Raw genomic sequence first — 21,337 nt, 5'->3', positions numbered from 1 at the left:
GGCTCGGCGGTCCCTCCGTTCAGCCCGTCCAGGTCGCTGCCGTCGGCCTCGCCGTGCACCGGCCGTACCCCGGGGCACCGTGCCCGCGAGGGGCACGGTGCCCCGGCGCGGCTCCAGGGCCGCGAAACCGGCGCCGACGATCACGATGCGGGGTCGACTCACAGTGCGCCTCCGGGGCTGTCACGTACCTCGGGAGACTTCCGCGTAACCCTGGCCGGGCTGCCCAAACGTCCGCCGGTTTCCGGTCTGCCGGCCGGGTACCCGGAACGCGTCCCGTCCCCCCTCGAGAGGTGCCGGAGGTACCCTCATGCCCGAGTACGGCTACTTCCTGTCCTGCGAGGAGTTCGGCCCCGCGGATCTCGTCGAGCAGGCGAGGATGGCCGAGCAGGCCGGTTTCCGTTCGCTGTGGATCTCGGACCACTACCACCCGTGGAACGACGCCCAGGGCCAGAGCCCGTTCGTCTGGTCGGTCCTCGGCGCGCTCTCGGAGGCGGTGTCGCTGCCCGTGGAGACGGCGGTGACCTGCCCGACCGTGCGCACGCACCCGGCGGTGGTGGCGCAGGCCGCGGCGACCACGGCGGTGATGACGGAGGGCCGTTTCCGGCTGGGGGTGGGCAGCGGCGAGGCGCTCAACGAGCACATCCTTGGCCACGTCTGGCCGCCCGCGCACATCCGGCTGGAGATGCTGGAGGAGTCGATCCAGATCATGCGCCGGCTCTTCACCGGCGAGGAGGTCAGCCACCACGGCACCCACTACACGGTGGAGAACGCCCGCCTCTACACGATCCCCGACCAGCCCGTCCTCATCGACATCTCCGGGTTCGGCCCGGCGGCGACCTCGCTCGCGGCCCGGGTGGGCGACGGCTACATCACCATGACGCCGGACGAGTCGATGGTGGCCCAGTTCCGCAAGGGCGGCGGGGGCGCCAAGCCGGTCAGCGGCGGGACCAAGGTCTGCTGGGGCACGGACCGCGAGGAGGCCGTACGGACCGTGCACCGACTGTGGGCGAATCAGTTCCTGCCCGGTGAGATGGCCCAGATCCTGCCCTCGCCGAGCCACTTCGAGCAGCTCCAGCCGCTGGTGACCGAGGAGTCGGTGAGGGAGAAGGCGGTGTGCGGGGACGACGTCGACGAACACGTGGCGGCGCTGTCCGCGTTCGCCGACGCGGGTTTCGACCGGATCTACGTCAACCAGATCGGACCCGACCAGCGCGGCTTCTTCGACTTCTACCGCACCAAGGTGCTGCCCCAGCTGCAACAGGCCTGACGACGATGAAGCCGCGTCTCCCGGCGGTGTCCGTGCGCACGGTGCCCGCGGGCGGTCGGCGACTTCCTGCGCGGACATCTGGCCCCGCTGGCGAAGGGCCGTGACGCGCTGGACATCGCCCTGTGGAAATCCAAGATCCGAGCAGGCGGTCCGGGTCGACGGGGTCCTCGCCGACCCGGGTGTGGGCTGGTCCGAGGAACCGGTGGCGTCGGACGGTCTGACGGGACTGCGCCTGGTGCGGGACGCGGTGGTGTGCGATGTGACGGCGGGCGAATACGGACGCCGCCGCCGGCCCCGGTCACCACGACGGCCCTGCCCCGACGGGGCAGGGGCTCCACAGCCGTTCCACCACGCATCACGCCCGGTGGCGCGGCTGCTCGGGGTCGATGTGGCCGCTGCCTGGCCACCGACGACGTTGTCGCCCTCCGGCGTGGGCCGGGACGCGGCGTGCAGCATGGCCTTGCGGCGCTGCTTGCGAGTCTGCTCGCGCAGTTCCTCGCGCACGGTCTCGCCTGTCACCCGGGCCGGCTCCTCGACCAGGTGCTTGTCCGGATGATCCGAGCGGTCCATGGCCGCCGGGTACCCGTACGCACAACGCCGTCCGTCGCGGCCACCCGTCCGGCAACGCAAGCTCGACGAGGTGGCGGCCACCAAGGGCGACGAACGGAAGCATGCCTTCCATGACCTCGTCCGCCTCCTCGCGGTGCACGAGACCGCTGAGGAAGAGGTCGTCCATCCCTTCGCCCGCAAGGGCATCGACGGCGGTGAACTCGTCGTCAAGGACCGTATCGAGGAGGAGGAGAAGGCCAAGCGGGTGCTGTCCGAACTGGACGGCATGGACCCCGACTCGGCCGAGTTCCTCGACAAGTTCGCGGCTCTGCGCGAGGACGTGCTCACGCACGCCGACAACGAGGAGCGTCACGAGTTCGCGCACTTCCACAGGATCGCCGGCCGCGGCAGGCCGGAGAACCTGGCCCGTGCCGTGCAGGCCGCCGGGGCCCTGGCACCGACCCGACCGCACCCGGGCACCGACACCGCGGTGAAGAACGTGGCGGTGGGTCCGGTCGCGGCCGTCGTCGACCGCACACGGGACATCGTGCGCAAGGCCATGGGCTGACCCACTGACCCACTGAGGCATGCGTGTCCGGCGGCCGGGGTGCGGGGATCGCGTGAAACGATCTCCTGCCCCGGCCGCCCCTATTAGGCTCGTCCGCATGGACATTCTGGGAGCCACGCTGCGCGTCTGCGTCGACGACCTGGAGACCGCGGTCCCCTTCTACGAACGCCTGGCCGGCGGCCCGGCCCTCCGCTTCGAGCGCGGCGGGGTCCAGGTGGCCGCCGTCGGCTGCTTCCTCCTGATGAGCGGTCCCGAGGCGGAGTTGGAGATCCTGCGCAAGGTCGCGGCCACGATCGCCGTCAAGGACATCGACGAGGCCCATCGGGTACTGACCGAACTGGGCGCGCGCGTCATCGCGGGACCGGTGGGGACACCGGCCGGGCGCAATCTGATCGCGATGCATCCGGACGGAGTGGTGTACGAGTACGTGGACCGAAGGGCGTAGGACCGGGGTCACCGCATACGGAAGTCGTGGCGGTCCGGCAGCGGTTCGTCGCTGACCCGCTCCCACAGCCGCCCGACGGCCTCCGCCCCTTCCCTCAGGTCGGCGACCTCGAAGCCCTCCTCGAACACGGCCCGAGCCTCCTCCCGCCGGCCCTCGGCGACCAGCAACCCGGCCTCGACGAACCGGAATCGCCCGCGGGCCCGCGTCCCGGGATGCAGTCGCGCCCACACCGACCGCGCGTCCCCCGTACGCCCCACCGCGAGCAGCGCCTCGATCGCCTCGCGGCCGAGCGCGGCCGTGGCCGCCGTCCAGGCCTCCCCCGCGTCGCGCCGCTCCCGGCACAGGTCGTCGAAGGCCTCGGCGTACCGGTCGGCGGCCCGCTCACGGTTGCCGACGTCCTGGTCGGAGACGGCGAGGCAGCGCAGCAACGGCCATACGGACGGGGCGAGTTCAAGAGCACGCTCCCAACTCCGCACCGCCTGCGCCCGGTCGCCGGCGTGCCACTGGGCGACGCCGAGGTGGTACTCGGTGTGCGGGCCCGCGGGCGCGGTCTCCAGCATGTCCCGCCAGTGCGCGGCGACGAGCGTCTCGCCGGGCGGCCGCACCCGGCGCGGCTCCGCCAGCACTCCGGCCCGCAGCAGCTCCAGCCAGGGTTCCTGAGCCTCGCCGAGGGTGCTGTCGTCGAAGGGCGTACCGGGCAACTTCCGGTCGGTGCGCAGCACTTCGAGGGCGCCCCAGCCGGATCCGGTGGCGAGGATCTCGCCGGGCGCGGTGTCGGCGTGCGGTTTCCAGGCGGCGTACGCGGCGTCGACGTCGGCGCGCGGGAGTACGGCTTCGAGCCGCTCCTCCGCCTTTCCCACCTGTGCCGGGGAGTTCAGCGGCCCGTACGCCTCCAGCCACGTCACCTCGCTCTCCGGGTCCAGCCGTACATGCTCCAACTGCGTGCGGGCGAGCCCCGCCTGGATCTCGCAGTAGCCCTCGGTGCCGGGTTCGGTGAGCCATTCCTGCCAGCGTCGCCCGCCCGGCCCTGATCCCCAGACGAACAGCTTGCGTCCGCGCAGTACGTCGGTGGACGTCTGCACCAGTCCGTGACCGTCCTCGTCGAGGGCGGCGATCCAGCGGCGCCGCGCGTCGGGAAGGTCGTAGAAGTAGTCGGCCGGGTGCGGAAGTTGACGGATCTCCTCGTACGTCGGAACGGGCACCGTCCGCAGTCGTCGCTCGTATCCGAAGTGCCAGGCCTCCTGCGCCGGCGCGAGGATCCGGCGTCGCTCCGGCACGGCGATGTTGGACCACCAGTACGTCGGCACCGGCTTCTCGTGCGGATTGCGGATGCGGACGCCGACGTACAGGAAGTCGGAGCCGTCCGGCAGCCAGAGGTCGACCTGGAAGGGCAGATCGCGCAGCCGTTCCCACTCCCACAGGCGCAGCATCTCCCCGCCGTCCGGGGCGGGGACGCGGGCGGCGTGCAGGGGTGCGCAGGCGAGGGTGGTGTGGCCGGTGGCGCCGATGTTCCATTCGATGCCGCCGGAGAACCAGGCGCCGTTGAGGGCGAACGCGGCGGGCTGGAACACCGGGTTGCGGTACAGGAGTTCGCGGCCGGACGGCTTGTGGAGGAGAGAGGCGATCCGGCCGCCGAGGCCGGGGAGCACGGTGGCCCGCAGCCGGTCGTTCTCGATCACGAGGGCATCGATCCCGCGCGGCTCGCGCACCCGCTCGTAGCCGTCCCTCAGGTGCACGGGAAGCAGGCTGCGCAGGGGCTCGTAGCCGATCTGGCGGGCCATCTCCGCGGGCAGGTCACCGCGGTCGTCGACGCGGTGGAGCTCGTCGAGCGGCCGCAGCGGGGGCAGCGGGTTGTCGGGCCCCAACTCCGCGGCGGGCAGCGTCAGTACCTCACGTCGGATCGTCGTCACGATCGCCATGGAAGCCGCTCGCCGGGGAGCTGAACAGGGGCGCTACGGGTCAGGATTGCGCAAAGGCGGACACCACGATGTCGGCGAGGAGGGCGCCCGCGGTGCCGTCCGGGTCGAGATCGGGATCGTAGATGGTGACGTTCAGGCCGCCGCAGTGCGCCGACCCGAGCAACGGCCGGAGCAGCTCGACGAGTTCGTCGGGCAGGAGTCCGTCCGGGTCGGGGCTGTCCACGGCCGGCATGACGGACGGATCGAGGACGTCCGCGTCCAGGTGGACCCAGAATCCGTCGAGTTCGGGGATCTCGAAGGCCTGTGCCGTGGCCCGGGCGAGGGCGTCCGCACCCCACTCGCGGATGTCCCCGACGCTGACGACGGGGATCTTGAGGGCGGCGAGTTCGCTGCGGTCGTCCTCGAACTCGTCGCGGTTGCCGAAGAGCCGTACGTCCTCGTCCCTCAGGTACGGCTTCAGCCCTTCCAGGTTCGTCAGGTCGTCCTGCCCGCGCCCCGTCGCCAGCGCCATCTCCTCCCCGCCGGCCGCGCCGATCCGCTCGGAGTTGCCGGGGTGGCGGAAGTCTGCGGAGGCGTCCACGGCGGCCAGCCCGTACCGGCCGAGGCGGCGCAGCGCGAGGGAGGCACCGAGCTGGATGGAGCAGTCACCGCCGAGCACCACCGGGAACTCCCCGGCCCGCACATGGCGTTCGATGCGGTCGGCGAGCTTCACCGTGTAGGCGGCGAGGGCGGACGCGTTGAAGACGCCGTCGCCCTCCTGCCAGTCCCCGCGGTCGTAGCGCGGCGGCACGACCACCCCGCCCTCCAGCGCGCCGAGCCGCTGCACGATCCGCTGCTCGCGCAGGGCACCGGCGAGCTTGTAGCAGCCCGGGACGGTTCCCGGCGCGGGCGGACGCAGCCCGAGGTTGGAAGGGGCGTCCAGAACCACCTTCGTACGCATCGGTCTCACTTCCGGATCATCTCGGCGGTGACGGCCCACCGCTCGTGGTCCCGCCAGGCTCCGTCGATGTAGAGCATGTCCGGCGAGAAGCCCTCCAGACGGAAGCCGCAGCTGCGGGCGAGGGCGATCGAGGCGGTGTTGGCGGGCTGCACGTTGATCTCCAGCCGGTGCAGCCGCATCCCGCCGAAGGCGTAGCGCACGACCATGCCCAGCCCCTCCCGCATCAGACCGCGCCCGGCAAAGTGCGCGAAGGCCCCGTATCCGAGCGCCCCGCACAGGAAGGCACCCTCGACGATGTTGTTGATGTTGATGTACCCGGCGATGGCCCCCTCGCCGTGCTCCCCGTCCTTCTCGCAGACCAGGAACCCCGCCTTGGTCGGGTCCTCGATCAGCCGGCCCGCGTACGCGGTGAACGCGTCGGCACCGTCCGGCGGGAACAGCCAGGGCTGATGCAGTTCCTTGCTCTCCCGGGCCCGGGCGGTGAACTCGGCGCCGTCCTCGTAGGTGATGTGGCGTATGCCCACGCGGGGGCCCTCGACGAGATAGCGGGATGCGGTGTGCGGCATCCCGTCACCCTACGACGGACTAGTTGCGGCGCTTCATGAAATACGCCCCGCACAGGGCGCCGATGACCCCCGTGGCCAGCAGCGCCATCCACAGGGGCATCGTGACCTCGGGGATCAGCAGTCTGATCTTGGTGGCGCGGGTGTTCTCGAAGATGAAGATCAGGGCGAGGACGGCGAGCAGCAGGACGACCACCCGGGCGGGCGTCACGGCGCCGCCCTTGCCGCTGGTGGCACCGCCGCTCTCGGAGGTCTTCGGGCTCATGCGACCAGGGTGGGCCCGAAGATCCGGCCCCGCGCGGCGGGAGCCGCCCACCGGGTGAATCAGCCGCCGGCCACCGGCAGCTCCAGCACCCCGGTGTTCCCGGGCGAGCTGACCACGGTCACCGGCTTGATCCCCCGGTTGCCGAAGTAGGCGTCGTCGCTCGCCGCGACCACGAACCGCAGCCGGTGCCCCTTCTCGTACCGGTGCACGATCCCCGGCAGGGTCACGGTGAAGCTCTTGGTCACGTCGGGCACCCGGACCGGTGCGACCAGGCGGTGCACCAGCGTCTTGGTGCCGTCGGGCGCGATGTCGTACAGCTTGGCGAACAGGACGAGCTTGTCGGCGGCGTTCGAGGAGTTCTGGGTCCGCTCGGCCTTCGGCGAGACCACCCTGAGCGTGGCCTTCGGCGCGCCCACGACGTCGGTGGTCCGGGCGAGCGGCTCACTGGTCCAGCCGAGGTAGGTGCCCTCGGTGTCGTAGGGCGCCGGGTCCGGCAGGCCGATCGTCCCGGCCAGCGAGCTCTCCGAGTGGCTGGTGGGGACGAGCCGGTTCGTGTACGTCCGGCTGCCGCGGGCCACCTTGGAGCGGGTGTCGACGAGCTTGCCGTCGCCGGACAGGTACAGCTTCCGGCTGAGTGCGGGCAGACGGTCGGCGGTGGCATAGGTGTCGGCCGGGTCGGTGATCCAGTCGCGGTAGTAGGCGAGGGCCGGTCCGGTGTCGGTGCCCTTCTTCTTCTGGAGGTAGCGGTCGAACCAGGCCAGGATCCGCTTGCCGACGTACGTGGACTCCAGATTCCCCTGGCCGAGGTTGAGCTCGCCCGCCGCCATGCCGCCGCTGTGGCCCCAGGACTGCCAGATCATCCTGGTCGGTGTGCCCTGCGCCTTGAGGGTCTTGTACGTCGCGGTCGCCTCGTTGAGGTTGAAGAGGCTGTCGGCCTGTCCCTGGATCAGCAGTGTGGGTGCCTTCACGCGGCCGAGGTAGGTGACCGGGGAGACGCTGCGGGAGTAGGCGAGCAGTTCGGCGGTCCGGTCGGCGGGGTAGCTGCCGGAGTTCAGGGTGCGGACGGTGTCGCAGGCCTCGGTGACGAAGTGCAGACAGCCCAGGGAGTTGATCCGGGACGGGTCGAGGTTCGGCGCCGTCAGCGGCTGGCTCTCGCCGATCAGATAGAAGCCGTTGGCCCACTGCCATTTGAAGGCGCCGGGCAGCGCGCCGTGGGCACCGGCGTTGTTCGGGTCGAGGGAGTACGCCAGGTCGTTCCAGGTGATCAGCGGGACGAGTGCGTCGACGCGGTGGTCGACGGCCGCCGTCGCCATCTGGATCGCGCCGCCGTAGGAGCCGCCGATCATGCCGACGCGCGGGTCGCCCTTGCCGTCGAGGGTGACGAAGTCTGCCCTGGTGCCGTCGTCGGCGGCCCGCTTCCCGGCGAGGAAGTCGATCAGCCCGGAGGCGGCCTCGCCGTCGATGTCCGGATCGTCGAGCGAGATCAGACAGCCGGAGCTGCCGAAGCCGAGCCCGGAGTAGACGAGCGAGACGTAGCCCCGCTCGGCGAAGGCCTTGCCGATGCCGTCCGTGGAGCCGTCGGACTTGCTGCCGCCGAAGCCGTTGGTGGCGAGCACGGCGGGTGCGCGGCCGGCACCGGTGGGCCGGTACAGATCGGCATCGATCGTGCAGCTGCGGCCGCCGGCCTGCACGGTGAAATTCAGGGCCGTGACGGTGTACTGGCCGGTGGCGGGGGCGGGGGTGACGAGTGTGGCACCGAGCAGGAGAGCGAGCGGAACGCTGTATCCGAGCACACGACGAGACACGAGACCTCCACGCTGAGGGCAACCCGGCTTACCGACCGGTAAGAACCGGCCAGTAGTCAGGGTGTGACACGTGTCAAAGGAGGTCAATCACCGTGACGGGTGTTTTCTTGACGCTGATTCAGCGAAGGGCCGGTTCGTCGAGCGTCAAGGTGCCCGCGTCGGCGTCGAGTTCGGCCGCCACTCCGAAGGGCATGGTCAGCGCCCCTTCGCAGTGCCCGAACCCGAACTCCTCCACGACGGGCACCCCGAGCCCGCCGAGCCGGTCGGCGAGCAGCGCCCGCACCTTCTCCTGGGGACCGCACTCCTGCCACGACCCGAGCAGTACTCCTTGCACCCCGTCGAACCAGTCGGCGCGCAGAAGTTGGGTGAGATAGCGGTCGAGGCGGTACGTCTCCTCCCCCACGTCCTCCAGGCACAGCAGCCCGCCGCGCGCGGAGGACCGGGCGTGCGGGGTGCCCAGTTCGGCGGCGAGCAGGCACAGGCAGCCGCCGAGGGTGACGCCCCGCGCCCGCCCGGGGACCAGGGTCCTGCCAGCGGAGGCGATCGTGCGGACGGTCTCCGGTGCGAAGAGCGTGGCCCTGAGATGCTCCTGTGCCCGTGCGTTCTTGATGAAGTCGACCCCTGCGGCCATCGGCCCGTGGAGCGTGACGAGGCCCACCCGGGTGGCGAACGCCTCGTGCAGCGCGGTGATGTCACTGAAGCCGACGAACACCTTCGGCCCGGCCGCCCGCATCGCCTCCCAGTCGAGCAGGTCGATCATCCGCTGCACGCCGTACCCGCCCCGCGCGCACAGCACCGCGTCGACGGACGGGTCGCACCAGGCGGTCTGCAGATCGGCGGCCCGGTCCGTGTCGGTGCCCGCCAGGTAGTCGAAGTCGCCGTGCCGCTCCAGCACATGGGGCCCCACCACCGGGTCGAGGTCCCAGCCGCGCAGGATGTCCAGTCCGGCCTGCAACCGCTCCTCGGGAACGGGGCCGCTGGGCGCGACGACGGCCACCCGGGCCCCGGGCGCGAGTCTGGACGGCCGGACGAACTTCTTCACTTGTCGAGCTCCAAGGTCGGGATGCCGGGCGGGTTCAGGACGAAGACCTGGGCGTACAGGGAGAGTTCGGACTCCAGCGCCCGGATCATGGTCTCCGCCCGCCGGAACCCGTGCCCCTCCCCCTCGAAGGCGATGTACGCGTGCGGCACCCGCCGGTCCTCCATGCGGGCCAGGAACCGCTCGCACTGGACGGGCGGGCAGATCACGTCGTCCAGGCCCTGCAACAGCAGGAAGGGCGCGGTGATCCGGTCCGCGTGCTCGGTGGGCGAGCGCTCCGCGTACCGTGCGGGCACCTCGGCGAGGGGTCCGACCAGGGTCTCCAGGTACTGCGACTCGAAGTCGTGGGTCTCGCCCTCGCCCCAGCCGGTCAGATCGAGGATGGGGTAGACGATGGTGCCGCAGGCGTAGACGTCGGTCGCGGTGAGGGAGGCGGCCGCGGTCCAGCCGCCGGCACTGCCGCCACGGATCGCCAGCCGGTCGCGGTCGGCGGTGCCCTCGTCGGCGAGGGCCTGGGCGACGGCCGCGCAGTCCTCGACGTCGACCACGCCCCACTGCTCGCGCAGTCGGTTGCGGTACTCCCGGCCGTGTCCGGTGGAGCCGCCGTAGTTGACCTCGACGACGCCGATGCCCCGCGAGGTGAAGTAGGCGATCGCCAGGTCGAGGACGAGGGGGGCGCGGCTGGTGGGTCCGCCGTGCGCCCAGACGACGTACGGCGGCAGTTCGTCGCCGGGTGCGACGCAGGTGGGGTGGTGGGGCGGGTAGACGTGGGCGTGGATGTCGCGTCCGGCGGGTCCGGTGAAGGTGCGGATCTGCGGCTCGGGGTAGTAGGTGGGGTCCACGGCGTCGTCGTGCCCTGCGCCGATCACCCGGGCGCGGCCGGTCCGGGTGTCCAGCTCCACCAGTTCGTGGGCGCTGCGCGGGCTGGCTCCGACGGCGACGACCCGCTCGCCGTGCACCGCGAGGGTGGGGGCGAACTCGGTCCAGGGGCCCGCCGCGTCGACGACCTCCGCGGTCTCGGGGTCCAGTATCCCGAGCGCGGTGGCGCCGCGGCCGTGCACGACGGCGATCAGGCCGCTCTCCAGCGGGGCGAACCAACGATGGCCCAGCTTCCAGAGCGGACCGCCGAACTCCTCCTCGCGCGGGCACAGCGGTGCGCCGTCGCGGTACAGATTCCACCAGCCGGTGCGGTCGCTCGTGTACAGCAGGGCTCCGTCGTGGGCCCAGTCCACCTGGGCGATCGACTCCTCGGGGCCGCCGGCGATCGTCCGGGGTTCGCCGAGCGTGCCGTCGGCCCGGACACCGGCGAGCACCAGTTCCGTGCCGTCCCACGGCATCCGTGGATGGTCCCAGGCGAGCCAGGCCGCGCTCCGCCCGTCGGGGGAGATCCGGGGGCCGGTCACGAACCGGTGCCGGGCGTCGGTGAGTTCGCGCACGGCGTCCCGGTCCTGGGCGGCCGAGCCGTCCAGCGGCACCGCGGCGATGACCCGGCGCACGTCACCGGGCCCGTCGCCGGTGAACTCCTCCAGCACACACCACACCTCACCGCGGTCCGGGAGCAGCACCGGGTCCGCCCAGCGCAGGCCGCCGCCGACCGGGGACACCGGGGTGAGAGGGCTGGGGTCGCCGTCCGGCCCGTACCGGTAGAGCCGCTGGTCGGCGAAGTTCACGAAGACCACGAGCGGTTCGCCGTCCACGACCGAACCCGCCCAGGGCTGTCCGCCGTATTCGATGACCCGGCTGCGGACGTTCCACGGCGTCGGCAGCACCGACTCCGTCGCGCCGTCGGTACGCCGCCGCACCAGTGTGCGCCGGCCGCCCTCGGTGGGGCGTGGCTCGGTCCACCAGGCCTCGTCGCCGACGAAGCCCACGAACTCGGGATGCCCGTCGTGCGCGGCGGCCAGTGCCGCGTCGATCGGCGAGGGCCAGGACCCGTACGCCAGCGTCTCCACTTCTCCCCCAGTCGCTCAGGCCGTGCGCAGAAAGCGGTCCAGGACCCGGACGCCGAAGTGCAGCGCCTCGACCGGGACCCGCTCGTCCACACCGTGGAAGAGTGCCTGGTAGTCGAAGCCCTCCGGCAGTTTCAGCGGGGTGAATCCGTAGCCGGTGATGCCGAGGCGCGAGAACTGCTTGGCGTCCGTGCCGCCGGACATGCAGTACGGCACCACGTGCCCCTCCGGCGCGAACTCCTCGACGGCGGCCCGCATCCTCGCGTACGTCGCCGAGTCCACCGGCGCCTGGAGCGCGACCTCGTGGTGCTGGAACTCCCACTCCACGTCCGGTCCGGTCAACAGGTCGAGGGTCGTGCGGAACTCGTCCTCGCCGCCGGGCAGATACCGCCCGTCGACGTGGGCCACGGCCTCGCCCGGGATGACGTTGACCTTGTAACCGGCGTCCACCATGGTCGGGTTGGCGCTGTTGCGGACCGTCGCCTCGACGAGCTTCGCCGCCGGGCCGAGCTTCTCCAGGAGCCGGTCCACGTTGTCCAGGTCGGGCTCGATGCCGTACACGACGGCGAGTTCGGTGAGGGCGGCGCGGACGGTCGGGGTGAGCCGCAGCGGCCACTCGTGCGCGCCGATGCGGGCGATCGCGGCGCACAGGCGGGTGACCGCGTTCTCCTTGTTCACCTTGGAGCCGTGCCCGGCCCGTCCGCGCGCGGTGAGCTTCAGCCAGCCCGTGCCCCGCTCGCCGGCCGCGATCGGATAGATCCGGCGTCCGGCGCCGTCGTGGAAGGTGAACGCCCCGGACTCGCTGACGCCCTCGGTGCAGCCCTCGAAGAGCCCGGGATGCTCATCCGCGAGGAACCCGGAGCCGTCCACGGCGCTGGCCTCCTCGTCGGCGGTGAACGCGACGACGATGTCGCGCCGGGGCCGTACCCCTTCGCGCGCCCAGGCTCGGACGATCGCCAGGATCATCGCGTCCATGTTCTTCATGTCGACCGCGCCCCGGCCCCAGACGACCCCGTCACGGATCTCCCCGGAGAAGGGATGCACGCTCCAGTCCCGGGCCTCGGCGGGCACCACGTCCAGGTGACCGTGGACGAGCAGCGCGTCCGCGGAGGGGTCGGTGCCCTCGATGCGCGCCACCACATTGGTGCGGCCCCTGGTCCGCTCCAGCAGCACCGGCTCCAGGCCCGCCTCGGCCAGCCGCGCGGCCGCGTACTCGGCGGCCGGCCGCTCCTGGCAGTCACCGCCGCCCCGGTTGGTGGTGTCGATGCGGATGAGGTCGGAGGTGAACGTCACGACCTCGTCCATTGCCTGTCCGTCAGCCATACTGCTCCTCCACCGCGGCCGAGACGATCGTGGTGACCGCCTTGAAGGTGCGAATTCCCTCGTACATGGTGGCGCTCGGGTACCCCACCTTCCGCTCACCGATCCGGTCGACACCCGGCACGACGGTCGCGGCCAGGGCGAGGTGCTCGGCGTCGAACTCCACGGCGACGGTGAACGGCCCCGCCTGCACGGGTGTGTGACGCACCGCCAGCGCGGCCGCCTCCTTGGCCGCCGCGCGGATGTCGGTGGCGGTCCTGGCCGGTGTCCGGCACACCGCCGCGTACCGCGACACATGGTCCTTGACCGCGACCTTCAGCGCCTCGGGCGCGTAGCCGAGGGCGTCCTCGCAGGCCACGTCGTCGCCGGTGACGAGGACGACCGGCACTCCGTACTCGGCGACCACGTGCGCGTTCAGCAGGCCCTCGCTCGCGCGTACGTCGTTGAGCCACACCCCGGTGATGGAGTTGGCGAGGTAGGTGTGGGCGAGGACTCCCTCCGCGCCGGCGCCCGCGTGGTAGCCGACGAAGGCGATGCCATCCACGTCGCCGTGCTGCACGCCCTCCACCATGGACAGTGACTTGTGCCGTCCGGTGAGCATCTCCGCCCGGTCGTCGAGCCGCTCCAGGAGCAGGTTGCGCATGGTCCAGTGCGCCTCGTTGATCAGCACGTCGTCGGCACCGCCGTCGAAGAAGCCCTGCACCGCCGCGTTCACGTCCGAGGTGAACATCGCGCGGCACCGCTCCCACTGCGGCGTCCCCGGCAGCACGTCGGCCGGCCAGGTGACGCCCGTGGCGCCCTCCATGTCGGCGCTGATGAGGATCTTCATGCCGACTCACGCTACGCGTTCGTGCCGCGTCCCGTCAGGCCTGTGGACAACCGTCACCGGCTCAGACCAATTCGGGGATCCCTCAGGCCGTACGCCCCACCACCAGCCACTTCGACGGCAGCTCGATCCGGGTGCCGTCGGGGGTGTACTCCGTGGTCACGAGTGGCAGTTCGCCGCTCGCCAGGACGGTGAGCCCGGCCGTGGCCAGGTACTGGGGCACGGCGTCATCGGAGACCTCGCCGGGCGCGATGCCGTGCCGGAAGATCGGCGCCAGCTTGGGCGGCGGACCGGAGGGGTGCTGGGCCAGGCCCACCAGGATCGGCTTGGCGGCCTCGGACAGCTCGACGAGGAAGCCCCGGCCGTGCTCGCCGAGCAGCGCGGCGAGCCCGTCGACCAGTGGTTGCCGGTCGGCGGGCTCGCACTGGTGGAGCACGCCCCGCATATAGACGTTGGCGTCGCCCAGCTCCGCGTGCAGCGACTCCGCCCCGCCCTTCTCCACGGCGTCCAGCACCCGGTAGGTGGCCTGGCCGGCCGGATCGGCGTCCCGGGCGCGGTCGACGGCGGCCTCGGACAGGTCGACGCCGAGGACGTGCCGGAAGCGGTCGGCGAGGAAACGTGTCTGGGTGCCGTTGCCACAGCCCAGGTCGACCATGGGCAGGGCGGGGGCGGTCACATATGGTTCGAACAGGGCGAGGTGGAGGCCGGCCGTCAGCGCGGGCTCCGCGTCCCAGAACACGGCCCCCTGCCCGTCGGGAGCCTCGCTCCAGAAGCTCTCCCAGGCGTCCCGGTACCGACTCGTCACGCTCATGCCCAACTCCCCAGGATGCGGCAATGGCCCGCCGCAAGTGACGGGCCAGTACGGTTTATCGCGCCCCGGTCACGGCTACAAGCGCACGGCGCAATCCTTCACGCCGTGTGCGACATGCGTACGCCCTTACGCCCCGTGCGCCCCTGGGGCGTCTCAGCGTCGCGGCAACGTCAGTTCGAACCAGACGGTCTTGCCGGCCTTCGTCCGGCTCGTGCCCCACTCCCGGGCCAGGGTGGAGACGATGCGCAGACCACGCCCGAACTCGTCCTCGGGGCCGGCGCTCAGCAGGGTCGGCAGGTCGTGGTCGTCGTCGTCCACCTCGCACAGCAGCGTGTCACCGCGGACGAGGCGCAGCTGGAGGGGACGGCTGTGGGAGTGCCGTACGGCGTTGGTGACGAGCTCGCTGACCATCAGCTCGGCCGCGTCGGCGAGCCTGGCCAGCCCCCAGTCGTGGAGCTGTTCGCGCACCACGGAGCGCGCCCTGCCGACCTCGACCGGGTCCGGGGAGAGCCGCCACTCGGCGACGTCGTCCGGCTCGATGCCGTTGAGGCGGCTCATCAGGAGGGCCACGTCGTCCTTGCGGCCACCGCGGGTGTTGAGGACGCGGATGATGGTGTCGCAGGCGTCGTCCATGGACGCGGCCGGGTGGGCGGCGGACTCGCACAGGGCCGCGAGGCCCACGCCGATGTCCTCGCCGCGCACCTCGACGAGGCCGTCGGTGCACATCACGAGCCGGTCGCCGGGCTGCACGCGTACGCGTACCGACTCGAAGGCGACCCCGCCGACGCCGATGGGCGCCCCCGTGGGCAGGTCGAGGAGTTCGCTGCGGCCGTCCTCCGCGTGCACGATCACCGGCGGGATGTGGCCGGCGTTGGCGATGTGCAGTTCGCTCGCGATCGGGTCGTACACGGCGTAGAGGCAGGTCGCGAGGTAGTTGTCGCCCAGCCGCTGGGCGAGGTCGTCGAGGTTGCGCAGCAGCTGGGCGGGCGGCAGGTCGAGGGCGGCCATGGTCTGTACGGCGGTACGCAACTGGCCCATCATCGCTGCCGAGTTGAGGCCGTGGCCCATGACGTCGCCGACGACGAGGGCGGTGCGGGCGCCGGGCAGTTTCACCGAGTCGAACCAGTCGCCGCCGACCCGGCCGAGCAGGGTGCCCGGCAGATAGCGGGTGGCGATGTCACAGCCCGCCATGCGCGGCGGGATGTGCGGCAGCATGCTGTCCTGGAGCGTCTCGGCGACGGACTCCTGGTAGGTGTACATGCGCGCGTTGTCGAGCACGAGGCCCGCGCGGGCGGCGAGTTCGGCGCCGGTGACCCGGTCCATGTCGTTGAACTCGACGCGCTCCGGGTGCCGCAGCAGGATCATGAAGCCGAGGACCACATTGCGGGCCTTGAGCGGTACGACCAGCATCGAACGGCCCGTGATCAGCGGCCGGATGTCGCGCTTTTCGAACTGCGAGGCGATGGCGTGGCCCATCTGCTCGCTGATGCGCGGCACGAGGACGGGCTGGCCGCTGGTCATGCACTGGAAGAACGGGGTGTGCGCCGGGAACGGCATGGCCTCGCCGACGGGCACGACGTCGTCCCAGCGGCCGGGTTCGTCGGTGTGCTCGAGGGCGACCCGATGCCACATGGTGGTGGTGTCCGGCACGCCCTCGGGGAACCCCTCGCCCGCGACGACCTGTTCCCGCAGATAGGTGCCGGCGACGTCGGTGAAGCGGGGCACGACGGCCCGGCTGACCTCGACGATGGTCTTGGACAGGTCCAGGGAGGTGCCGATACGGCCGCTGACCTCGGTGAGGAACTCCAGGCGCTCGCGTACGGCGGTGTACTCCAGGTCCTCGCCCTCGTCGGCGAGTTCCTGCGGGACGGGCAGCCCCTCGGCCACGGCCCGCGCGGCCCGCTCACGACGTGCCCTGCGTTCGATACGGCGGGGCACGCCCCAGTCGGGGGTGACGGGCACCCGGTCGTTCTGGCTGAACTCCAGCACGGGATAGCCCAGTTCGAGGATCTGGGCGACGATCCGGGCGCCTTCCTCGACGCTCATGCTGGGCAGGATCTCGGGCAGCCGGCGGGCCAGCTCCTCGGCGCCCGGGAAGTCGGTGTGCAGCGCGAAGGCGGGGGCGATGCGCTCACCGGCGATCTCGTCGTCCGGATCGTCCGCGTGCAGGGCGCCCGCGTCGGCGGCGAGCACCAGCAGCCGCTCCCGTCCGGGGCCCACCAGGGGGTAGGCCCACCACAGGACGTCGAGACGGTCGGGTTCGAAGACCGTGAGGCGGGCACGGCCCGCCGCCGGGTAGGAGAGCCTGCCGTCGAGCGAGGACTCGAGGTCGGGTCCCAACCCGTCGTAGGCCGCGTACACGCCGTACGGCGTGGGGTCGTCCTCGTCGGGCAGGGCGCCGGAGACGGGCAGCAGGTCGGCCGCCGGGCGCCCGATCGCCTCTTCCTTGGCGGCGCCGAACAGCCGTCGCGCACCCCTGCTCCAGTGGGACACCAGGCCGTCGCGGTCCACCACGACCACGGCCAGCGGGATACGGCCGGCCGCGGCGTGCTCCACCACGCCGTCCTCAGCTCCGTGGCCGGGAGCTGCGTCCCTCTCGGTGCCATGGTCCATGGCCCAGGCCCTCTCTCCCCACGGCTCCGCAAGATCTGTGCCGCCTAATCCACCGTAGGCCGTGGGCGGTTGTGATGTGCGGCAATGCGGGAATTGGCCGGGGTGGATCGCCCCGGCGTGCGCCCCTGCGCGCCCGGGCCGGGCAGAACCTGCCGGTTGGAGGCGTGTCGGGGTTACTGACGGGTTTTCAGTCCTCGTGTCCGAGTTGGAGATCCCGTTCCGTTCGGCCGCCGCCGGCGACCTGGAGGACGGTGGCGACGGGCGGGTAGCCCGCGGCGATGACGGTGTACTCGCCGGAGGACAGGTCGACGAACCGGAAGGTGCCGTCGGCGCCGGTGGTGAGGGTGTCCACGACGTTGCCCGCCGCGTCGAGGAGCGTCACGCGCGCGTCCTCGACGGGCCGTCCGCCGCCGGCCCGCACGGTGCCGCGCAGCACGGCGCCGCCCGCGAGTTCGACGTCCTGGCGGGTCTCCCGGGAGGCCTGCACGGTGACGGGCAGGGCGGCCGGGCGGAACGCGGGGGCGCTGGCGGCGAGGGTGTACTCGCCGGCGACGAGTTCGGTGATGACGTAGCCGCCCTCGCGGCCGCTGCGGGTGGTGGCGACGACCTCGCCGTGGACGTTGGTGAGGGTGACGGTGGCGTCGCGCACGGGGGTGCCGTCGGCGGTCAGCACGCTTCCGGCGAGACGTCCGGCGCCGCCGAGGACCACATCGAGCTCGACGGGCCGCTCGCCGACGGTCACGGAGACCGCCTGCGGCTGGTGTCCCCCGGCCGCGGCGATCAGGACGTACGCCCCCGAGCCGGGCGTCGACAGCGCGTACCGCCCGTCCTCGCCGCTCGCCCCGCGCCCGATCTGCTGCCCCACGGCGTCGATCAGCGTGAGCGCCGCGCGCGGTACGACGGTCCCGTCGGGGTGCTGCACCGTGCCGCAGACGGAGATTCCGGCGACGTAGGTCGAACGGGCCTGCGGGATCGGGGCGTTCACGGGCGCGGGCTCGATTTCGGCGGCGTTGTGGGACACCAGTGGTTCCTCCTTGAGGAAGAAGGCGATGAGCAGGCCGAGGACGAGGACCGGCACGAGGTAGAGGAAGATCCGCGGCATGGCGTCGGCGTACGCGCGGATGTACGCGTCCCCCAGCTCGGGCGGCAGCGCGTGGACGAGCTGCGGGGTGATGGCCTCGGCGTCGGGAAGCCCTGTCGTCTCGGGCAGGCGCTTCGCGAGGGCGTCGGTGAGCCGGTCGGCGAACAGGGTGCCGAAGATCGCGGCGCCGACACTTCCGCCGATCTGCCGGAAGTAGTTGTTCGCGCTGGTGGCGGTGCCGAGGTCGGCGGGGCGTACCGAGTTCTGGACGGCGAGGACGAGGACCGGCATCACCATGCCGATGCCGGCGCCGAGGACGGCCATCCAGAGGCTGTAGTGCAGCCGGGGCGTGTCGACCTCGAGCCGGGACAGCAGCCACATGCCGAGGACGGACAGGGCGCTGCCCAGGACCGGGTAGATCCGATAGCGGCCGGTGTGGCTGATGAGCTGTCCGGCGATCACGGAGGCGCCGACGATGCCGCCTATCATGGGCAGCATCAGCAGCCCGGACTCGGTGGCGCTCGCGCCGTCCACCATCTGCAGGAAGGTGGGCAGATAGCTCGCGGCGCCGAAGAGCGCCACGCCCACCACCAGGCCCACCAGGCCGGTGATGTTGAAGACCGGGTCCCGGAACAGCCGCAGCGGGATGAGGGGTTCGGCCGCGAAGTGCTCGGCGACGAGGAACAGCAGGGTCGACGCCACCGCGCCCGCGCCGAGTCCCAGGATGACGCGCGAGTCCCACGCGTACTCGGTGCCTCCCCAACTGGTCAGCAGCACCAGGCAGGTGGAGGCGGCGGCGAGCAGCAGCGCGCCGGGGATGTCGAGCCGGGGCTTCGCCGTCGGCTTGGGCAGCTTGAGGACGACGGTGACGACGGCCAGCGTGAGAACGCCGAAGGGGACGTTGAAGTAGAAGCACCAGCGCCAGGAGTGGTGGTCGGTGAAGTAGCCGCCCAGCAGGGGTCCGGCGACGGAGGCGAGGCCGAACGCGGCACCGATGAGGCCCATGAAGCGGCCGCGCTCCCGGGCGGGCACGATGTCGGCGATGATCGCCTGCACGCCGATCATGAGGCCGCCCGCCCCGACGCCCTGTACCGCGCGGAAGACGATCAGCTGGTCCATCGTCTCGGCACACCCCGCGAGGGCGGAGCCGACGACGAACACGACGATGGCGAACTGGAAGACGCCCTTGCGGCCGAGGAGGTCGCCGAGCTTTCCGTAGATCGGCAGACCGATCGTGGAGGTCAGCAGGTAGGCGGTGATCGCCCAGGACATCTTGTCCAGGCCGTGCAGTTCACCGACGATCTTCGGCAGCGCGGTGGCGACGATCATCTGCTCCAGGGCGGCCAGGAGCAGCGCGAGCATGAGCGCGAAGAAGATCAACCGCACCCGGCGCGGGCCGAGTTCTACAGCCTGGGCGGGTGCCGGGGCGGGGATCGGAGGGGGTTGCCCGGCCGGTTCGTCCCGCAGTCCGTCCTGCACCAACGTGGTCCCGCGCACCTTGCCGCTCCCCTCGTCGCACCCTCACAATTCCCGCGTAAGCGACAACTGCGAGCAAGCGCGACGAGTTACGGCAGACCGGTGCGGCGCACGGAGATCCACTCGATCCGGTGAGGGGCTCAACACCCCTCGAACACCGGGGACTTGTTTCTACTTCTCGACCTCGGCGGCGAGCTTGTCGAGCACCTCGTCGTAGATCCGGCCGAGCCCCTTGGGGGCGAAGGTCTTCTCGAAGAAGCCGCCGATGCCGCCGGCGCCGTTCCAGACGGTGCTCACGACGACGCGGGACTTGCCCTCGCCGGCCGGGGTGACCCGCCAGGTGGTGACCATGGAGGAGTTGCGGTCCTTCTCGACGAGCTCGCCGTCGGTGGGCTCGCTGACCTCGAGCAGGCAGTCACGGATCCGCTTGCTGGTGGCCTGGAGCTTCCAGTGGACGAGGGTGCCCTCGCCGTCGCCGCCCTCGCGCACCTCGTACTCGCTGAAGTGCTGGGGCAGCACCTTCGCGCGCGTGCCGCTGTAGTCGGCGAGGGCGTCGAACACCTTCTCCGCGTCCGCCGCGACGACCCGCTCCGTAGTGGCCTCGACCTGCGCCATTTTTCCTCCAGCACCTGATTTATCGGGGGTTGGGGCAAGCCAACCACCCCGGTCCCCGCCCGCCCAAATCGGGGCCCCGCAATCCCTTCACATACGCATGCGCACGATCAAGGGAACATGTGTTCTATTCTGTGGGCAGTGCTACCGAGGAGGTGCCATGCGCTGGGAGAACCTCACAGCGGACTCCGGCCACAGCCGGGCCGACGACACCGCGCTCTTCGGCGCGGACGCGGTCGTCACCCGCACCTTCGACACACCGGAGTTCAGCGGGATCACCTTCCACGAGATCCGGGCCCGGTCGATCATCAACCGGGTGCCCGCGGTCTCCCGGATGTCCTTCCAGTGGACGGTCAACCCGTATCGGGGCTGCTCACACGCGTGCGTGTACTGCTTCGCGCGCAAGACGCACAGCTATCTGGACCTCGACACGGGCCTCGGCTTCGACTCGCAGATCGTCGTCAAGACCAACGCTCCCGAACTGCTGCGCCGCCAGCTCGGCTCGCACCGCTGGCAGGGCGAGCACATCGCGATGGGCACGAACGTCGACTGCTACCAGCGCGCCGAGGGCCGCTACCGTCTGATGCCGGGCATCATCGGCGCCCTGCGCGACCACGCGAACCCCTTCTCGATCCTGACCAAGGGCACGCTGATCCTGCGCGACCTCGACCTGCTCAAGCAGGCGCACGCGGTGACGGACGTCGGTATCTCCGTCTCGGTCGGTTTCGTCGATCCGGAACTGTGGCGCACCGTGGAGCCGGGCACACCCGCCCCGGAACGCCGCCTCGAGGTCGTACGGACCCTGGCCGAGCACGGCATCGGATGCGGTGTCCTGATGGCCCCGGTGATCCCGTTCCTCGGCGACGAACCGGCCCAGCTCAGGGCCACCGTGAGGGCGATCGCCGCCGCCGGGGCCACGTCCGTGACCCCGCTGGTGCTGCATCTGCGGCCCGGGGCGCGGGAGTGGTTCATGGCCTGGCTGGGCCGGCACCATCCGCACCTGGTGCGCCGCTACGAGCGGCTGTACGCGGACGGTTCCTACGCGCCGAAGTGGTACCAGCGCCGGATCACCCGCCAGGTCCACGAGTTGGCCCGGGAGTACGGCATCGGCCCCGCGGACGCGCCCATGCCCCGCCGGATGCCCGAGCCCGAGCCGCCTACGCCCGATCTGCCCGAAGGAACCCAACTCACGTTGATCTGAGAGCATTCGAGGGCATCCGGCGCCCCAGTAGGGTCAAGTCTTGCCAGAACGCGTTCTTCCGGACGCGCTTTCCGGGACGATGCGGCGT

At 71.5% G+C, this 21,337-nt stretch carries 17 protein-coding genes and 1 pseudogene; 5 read left to right on the top strand and 13 right to left on the bottom strand.

Annotated elements, in window-relative coordinates:
- The first annotated feature begins 307 nt into the window (after positions 1 to 307).
- The 4 genes and pseudogenes from ACWD3I_RS16770 (at position 308) to ACWD3I_RS16755 (ending at position 2,829) form a co-directional block, all read left to right on the top strand.
- The gene (locus ACWD3I_RS16770; RefSeq protein WP_365404947.1) at positions 308 to 1,267 is read left to right on the top strand and encodes a TIGR03557 family F420-dependent LLM class oxidoreductase; all 960 of its coding nucleotides are present in this window, start codon (positions 308 to 310) and stop codon (positions 1,265 to 1,267) included.
- Between the two features lie 139 nt (positions 1,268 to 1,406).
- Positions 1,407 to 1,547: pseudogene (locus ACWD3I_RS16765) on the top strand (enolase C-terminal domain-like protein); the annotation flags it as partial.
- 288 nt (positions 1,548 to 1,835) lie between these two features.
- Positions 1,836 to 2,384: a hemerythrin domain-containing protein gene (locus ACWD3I_RS16760; RefSeq protein ID WP_365410133.1), complete on the top strand. Its 549-nt coding sequence runs from the start codon at positions 1,836 to 1,838 to the stop codon at positions 2,382 to 2,384.
- 97 nt (positions 2,385 to 2,481) lie between these two features.
- Positions 2,482 to 2,829 carry a VOC family protein gene (locus tag ACWD3I_RS16755; RefSeq protein WP_365410130.1) on the top strand — a complete coding sequence of 116 codons (348 nt, stop codon included), beginning with the start codon at positions 2,482 to 2,484 and terminating at the stop codon, positions 2,827 to 2,829.
- A gap of 8 nt (positions 2,830 to 2,837) precedes the next feature.
- On the opposite strand, the gene ACWD3I_RS16750 is transcribed toward ACWD3I_RS16755, so the two are convergent.
- The 13 genes from ACWD3I_RS16750 to ACWD3I_RS16690 form a co-directional block, all read right to left on the bottom strand.
- Positions 2,838 to 4,748 carry a DUF5107 domain-containing protein gene (locus ACWD3I_RS16750; RefSeq protein WP_365410127.1) on the bottom strand — a complete coding sequence of 637 codons (1,911 nt, stop codon included), beginning with the start codon at positions 4,746 to 4,748 and terminating at the stop codon, positions 2,838 to 2,840.
- Positions 4,749 to 4,788: 40 nt separating this feature from the next.
- Positions 4,789 to 5,688 carry an arginase family protein gene (locus ACWD3I_RS16745; RefSeq protein WP_365410124.1) on the bottom strand — a complete coding sequence of 300 codons (900 nt, stop codon included), beginning with the start codon at positions 5,686 to 5,688 and terminating at the stop codon, positions 4,789 to 4,791.
- A gap of 5 nt (positions 5,689 to 5,693) precedes the next feature.
- Positions 5,694 to 6,254, bottom strand: a complete 561-nt coding sequence (locus tag ACWD3I_RS16740) for a GNAT family N-acetyltransferase (protein WP_365410121.1) — start codon at positions 6,252 to 6,254, stop codon at positions 5,694 to 5,696.
- Between the two features lie 19 nt (positions 6,255 to 6,273).
- Positions 6,274 to 6,516: a LapA family protein gene (locus tag ACWD3I_RS16735; RefSeq protein ID WP_266886102.1), complete on the bottom strand. Its 243-nt coding sequence runs from the start codon at positions 6,514 to 6,516 to the stop codon at positions 6,274 to 6,276.
- Between the two features lie 59 nt (positions 6,517 to 6,575).
- Entirely contained in the window at positions 6,576 to 8,321 is a 1,746-nt protein-coding gene (locus ACWD3I_RS16730) for a CocE/NonD family hydrolase (protein WP_451084110.1), read from the bottom strand.
- Positions 8,322 to 8,439: 118 nt separating this feature from the next.
- Positions 8,440 to 9,363 carry a S66 peptidase family protein gene (locus tag ACWD3I_RS16725; RefSeq protein ID WP_365410118.1) on the bottom strand — a complete coding sequence of 308 codons (924 nt, stop codon included), beginning with the start codon at positions 9,361 to 9,363 and terminating at the stop codon, positions 8,440 to 8,442.
- Positions 9,360 to 11,312, bottom strand: a complete 1,953-nt coding sequence (locus ACWD3I_RS16720; RefSeq protein WP_365410115.1) for a dipeptidyl-peptidase 5 — start codon at positions 11,310 to 11,312, stop codon at positions 9,360 to 9,362. The genes ACWD3I_RS16725 and ACWD3I_RS16720 overlap by 4 nt, the downstream gene beginning before the upstream one ends.
- A 15-nt stretch (positions 11,313 to 11,327) precedes the next feature.
- Positions 11,328 to 12,632, bottom strand: a complete 1,305-nt coding sequence (locus ACWD3I_RS16715; protein WP_365410112.1) for a M20/M25/M40 family metallo-hydrolase — start codon at positions 12,630 to 12,632, stop codon at positions 11,328 to 11,330.
- Entirely contained in the window at positions 12,625 to 13,458 is an 834-nt protein-coding gene (locus ACWD3I_RS16710; RefSeq protein ID WP_365410109.1) for a M55 family metallopeptidase, read from the bottom strand. The genes ACWD3I_RS16715 and ACWD3I_RS16710 overlap by 8 nt, the downstream gene beginning before the upstream one ends.
- 82 nt (positions 13,459 to 13,540) lie before the next feature.
- Positions 13,541 to 14,266: a class I SAM-dependent methyltransferase gene (locus tag ACWD3I_RS16705; RefSeq protein ID WP_365410106.1), complete on the bottom strand. Its 726-nt coding sequence runs from the start codon at positions 14,264 to 14,266 to the stop codon at positions 13,541 to 13,543.
- 153 nt (positions 14,267 to 14,419) lie between these two features.
- On the bottom strand, positions 14,420 to 16,879 hold the full coding sequence (locus ACWD3I_RS16700; protein WP_365410103.1) for an ATP-binding SpoIIE family protein phosphatase: 2,460 nt from the start codon (positions 16,877 to 16,879) through the stop codon (positions 14,420 to 14,422).
- 187 nt (positions 16,880 to 17,066) lie between these two features.
- Positions 17,067 to 19,457, bottom strand: a complete 2,391-nt coding sequence (locus ACWD3I_RS16695; RefSeq protein WP_365410100.1) for an MFS transporter — start codon at positions 19,455 to 19,457, stop codon at positions 17,067 to 17,069.
- A 150-nt stretch (positions 19,458 to 19,607) separates the two neighbouring features.
- Positions 19,608 to 20,051: an SRPBCC family protein gene (locus ACWD3I_RS16690; RefSeq protein WP_046257957.1), complete on the bottom strand. Its 444-nt coding sequence runs from the start codon at positions 20,049 to 20,051 to the stop codon at positions 19,608 to 19,610.
- Positions 20,052 to 20,208: 157 nt separating this feature from the next.
- Here ACWD3I_RS16690 and ACWD3I_RS16685 point away from each other — a divergent pair, with 157 nt between their 5' ends.
- On the top strand, positions 20,209 to 21,249 hold the full coding sequence (locus ACWD3I_RS16685) for an Rv2578c family radical SAM protein (RefSeq protein ID WP_365410096.1): 1,041 nt from the start codon (positions 20,209 to 20,211) through the stop codon (positions 21,247 to 21,249).
- The last annotated feature ends 88 nt before the right edge of the window (positions 21,250 to 21,337 follow it).

This window comes from Streptomyces sp. NPDC002817 (genome assembly GCF_053592055.1).
The sequence above is the reverse complement of the archived record's forward strand: the minus strand, read 5'-3'. Positions and strand labels throughout refer to the sequence as shown.

Coding starts and splice junctions, on each gene's coding strand:
- ACWD3I_RS16770 (WP_365404947.1), top strand. CDS start 308: ATGCCCGAGTACGGCTACTTCCTGTCCTGCGAGGAGTTCGGCCCCGCG.
- ACWD3I_RS16760 (WP_365410133.1), top strand. CDS start 1,836: ATGGCCGCCGGGTACCCGTACGCACAACGCCGTCCGTCGCGGCCACCC.
- ACWD3I_RS16755 (WP_365410130.1), top strand. CDS start 2,482: ATGGACATTCTGGGAGCCACGCTGCGCGTCTGCGTCGACGACCTGGAG.
- ACWD3I_RS16750 (WP_365410127.1), bottom strand. CDS start 4,748: ATGGCGATCGTGACGACGATCCGACGTGAGGTACTGACGCTGCCCGCC.
- ACWD3I_RS16745 (WP_365410124.1), bottom strand. CDS start 5,688: ATGCGTACGAAGGTGGTTCTGGACGCCCCTTCCAACCTCGGGCTGCGT.
- ACWD3I_RS16740 (WP_365410121.1), bottom strand. CDS start 6,254: ATGCCGCACACCGCATCCCGCTATCTCGTCGAGGGCCCCCGCGTGGGC.
- ACWD3I_RS16735 (WP_266886102.1), bottom strand. CDS start 6,516: ATGAGCCCGAAGACCTCCGAGAGCGGCGGTGCCACCAGCGGCAAGGGC.
- ACWD3I_RS16715 (WP_365410112.1), bottom strand. CDS start 12,632: ATGGCTGACGGACAGGCAATGGACGAGGTCGTGACGTTCACCTCCGAC.
- ACWD3I_RS16710 (WP_365410109.1), bottom strand. CDS start 13,458: ATGAAGATCCTCATCAGCGCCGACATGGAGGGCGCCACGGGCGTCACC.
- ACWD3I_RS16705 (WP_365410106.1), bottom strand. CDS start 14,266: ATGAGCGTGACGAGTCGGTACCGGGACGCCTGGGAGAGCTTCTGGAGC.
- ACWD3I_RS16700 (WP_365410103.1), bottom strand. CDS start 16,879: ATGGACCATGGCACCGAGAGGGACGCAGCTCCCGGCCACGGAGCTGAG.
- ACWD3I_RS16690 (WP_046257957.1), bottom strand. CDS start 20,051: ATGGCGCAGGTCGAGGCCACTACGGAGCGGGTCGTCGCGGCGGACGCG.
- ACWD3I_RS16685 (WP_365410096.1), top strand. CDS start 20,209: ATGCGCTGGGAGAACCTCACAGCGGACTCCGGCCACAGCCGGGCCGAC.